Raw genomic sequence first — 3,166 nt, forward strand, 5'->3', positions numbered from 1 at the left:
TTTCTGTTTCATGCAGTCGCTCCTCAAGTTAGTATAAGGATAGCGTTGCACTCACCGCTTGAACTCACAGCGAAAAGCAGCCGTTCAACCTCAGATGCTCTAATGCTCATTTTTGTAAGTTTGTTAAAATTCGGTGTCCGAGGTTCTTCGGTTTTTACTGCTTAAATACGATTCACTCATCAAGAATAAATATTAGGGACTAATTAGGTGAAAGCCGCTTATTTGTTAATGAAATGGATCGCACTTTAAGGTGGCTTTTCGACTTAGGGAATTTAGGGATTCTAGACTAGATGAATGACGTTAAAAAGGTATTGTTTATTGCAATTTTTTGCTTTGGTTTATTAGGATGCGAAAGGTCTAGCTTTGATGAAGATCGATATATAGCCGAATATGCGAGAGTAAATGATTTACTTCAAAGTGGGAGCTACGTTAAAGCTTTAAAAGCAAGTGAATTATTTTTAAAGAATTATCCGGACAAGTTAATACCATATTTTATGAATATTGCTTTGACCGTTGAAGTAAAGAAATTGAAAAAATTACCTCGTGAGAATACGGCTGAGCGAGAGAAGCTTGTTGAACAAATAATAAAAAGCGGTTCTCAAGTCGAAGTATTGTTTACACAACTATCTAAAAGAAAAAAATTGGAAAATATAGGGTTTTTGATAGCTTACGGTATGATTCTTGAGGAAATTGGTGAATATGAAGAATCTATAGGAATATTTAATAAATATTATAGTCGTGAAGAAATTCGCAACCACCCTAGATACAAATATGCTTCTTTAAATTTTGCCAATGCACTAGCGTCTACTAACCAGAGAAACAAAGGTGATTTGTTACTTAAGTCTGCGCTTCAAAACAGTAATGATTCTTTAGTAATCCAGGGTTACGTTAAATTCAAAGCCGATCACTACTCTCAAGAAGAGGCAGTTGAGTTAGCTAATCATTATTTACGCGAAGATGCTAATTCGGCCGACGTAAAATATCAGCTCTGTTTCACGTATGAACAATACGGAGACCATAGCAGCGCACAATCTTGTTATGCCGAGTTGATCGATTGGAGCAAGGTTCAAGAAATTGAACTCGAATATCTAAATCATGCGCAAACATATTTAAAAAATCCTAAAGAGGTAATAAGTGACAAGTTTTGAGCCTTACATAATATTGAAAGTTCAAATTGTTAGTTAGGTTTTTTAGTTCGATACAGAAACTTATTAGGCGCAGCTACTAGTGTAAGTTTGACGTTAACAGATTGAAAAAGTTAATGTCTTCTTAGAGCGAACTACAGCCGTTGATGTTTTGTAAAGTTGTTCTTTTTTAGCTTCTGAACTTCGAGCTTTCCTACGTATCTAAGAGTTTGAACAATTTCGCATTTTAGCCCTTATACCACTCGTCAAACTATCTATTATTTTCATACCTAGCAGAATCTTAGTAAATTTGATAAAACTGAGTAATCAGAATAGTGAGCAAGGTTTGTGCAGAAAAATACGCAACTTGCACACTATTAAATTGGCAGTAGCTACAAGGAAAGTTGAGAGTGATTTGGAATCCATTTAGAAAAAAAACAATTGATCCCGATAGAAATATTGTAGATAAGTTGGCTAATGACCTTCAAGACAAAGGCCAAATCGATAAACTTGAAGATGGCCTTTTACAAATTAAAAAAGATCCTCTCAATGAGAAAGAGACTGAGTCTTGGCATCATTTATATGGAATATGTGCTTTTCAAAGAGGTGAGCATGAGTTGGCCTCAGATAGGTTCAAAGAGGGACTTGATGCTTGCCCTGAAAGTAGTCAGATTAGATTTTCTTTAGCTCAAGAATATATATTTCTCGGACTGCCCGACAAAGCCTTTCCCTTGTTCGATGAATGTCTATTTCCCAAAGTGTCTCGTGAATTTACATTGGCGATGAGTAGGTATGCTTATCTTTTTTCAGAATATGAGAGAGGCATCAAGTATTTAAATAGATTTTTCGAAATATATAAGGAAGTAAAAATATTAGATGATCACTTTTTATATGTACGCGGGTTGCCATTTTTTGGTACTGCCTGGTCTCACTTAGCTGCACATTGCATTTTATCTGATAATAAAGAAACCCTTAAGTCTGTAACCTCGGACATGAGTAGCTGCTGCCATGATTATGATTTTGATTTTTTGAAAACAGAGCTTGCGGCAATTCTTGATAATGACTTTAGAAAAATGATAGAGCTTTTACACTCTAGGCAAGATGGGATAAGAAAATATAATGGATCAACTTCATATAATGATTTTAAAATTGCATTGTTCGAATCTTTTTCATCGAAAACCTTTCAAGAGGCATTGGATAAAATTAATTCCGTTGAGCTTTCAAACAACGATTTCCCTTGGCTTGAAGATATTCGTACGCTAGCAAAAGCTGAAGCTGCTCACAGATTTAATCATGATAGTGAAAGAGAATTGGTTGGCTCATTCTTGGATAATCAGTCAATGCTTTTTGAACCAGAACATGCTGTATCATTTGGTCTGTTGGGATATCAAGAAGTTATCAAGCCACAAGTAGAAATAGTAGCTGCTAACAAAGCATTGCAGCGGACAAGCCGCTGAATGCGGCGTTATATGCAAAGGAAAGTTTGGTGAGAATTTCAACTCGCAATGGTTATCACTTGCTTACGTTAGGTGCATTTACAAAAAGTTTTGTTCCTGCATTATCCCAGCTTTTAGAAACGGAATATGATTTTAAAACTCATGATCGACCTAGCGCAGGTACAAATATCATTAGTTGGGATATGAGTAATGGTAATTTTTTTATTAGTATAAGCTGGAAAGCTATTGAAGATGTTTCTGGATATTCGAACCCCCAAGCAAAAGGGGAAGTGAATATTGTTACTAATTGCGATGATGGGCTTAATTTCTTGGAAAAGTTGAAGAGCGAATTGCCAAATAAATTAAGAAATAATACATTCGCCTCATTTTGCATATAACAAACAACTTTAGTTGTTCGCTGGCGCTCACTGGGACAATAACACCTCGAAACCAGCGTATATTAGCAATTGCTAACAGGCGGCTATTGGCACATAGCCGCCGTTCAAGCTGTGACGATAGATTCTCTGTAGTGTCACGATGTATGGACTCCCTCCCCTCGGGGATGTAACGTAAAAATGACCAAACCTTTACGACGGAGTCCATACA

3 protein-coding genes are annotated in these 3,166 nt (G+C 36.2%); all 3 read left to right on the forward strand.

Annotation, left to right across the window (positions count from 1 at the left end):
- The first annotated feature begins 290 nt into the window (after nt 1-290).
- Nucleotides 291-1,148, forward strand: coding sequence for a tetratricopeptide repeat protein (locus FE810_RS16930; protein WP_138321837.1), 858 nt, complete (start codon nt 291-293; stop codon nt 1,146-1,148).
- A 386-nt stretch (nt 1,149-1,534) separates the two neighbouring features.
- Complete coding sequence (locus tag FE810_RS16935) at nt 1,535-2,581, forward strand: tetratricopeptide repeat protein (protein ID WP_138321840.1); 1,047 nt, start codon at nt 1,535-1,537, stop codon at nt 2,579-2,581.
- A gap of 29 nt (nt 2,582-2,610) precedes the next feature.
- Nucleotides 2,611-2,958, forward strand: a complete 348-nt coding sequence (locus FE810_RS16940) for a hypothetical protein (protein WP_138321842.1) — start codon at nt 2,611-2,613, stop codon at nt 2,956-2,958.
- Nucleotides 2,959-3,166: the final 208 nt, after the last annotated feature.

It is taken from the genome of Thalassotalea litorea (assembly GCF_005843925.1).
Lineage (GTDB): Bacteria > Pseudomonadota > Gammaproteobacteria > Enterobacterales > Alteromonadaceae > Thalassotalea_A > Thalassotalea_A litorea_A.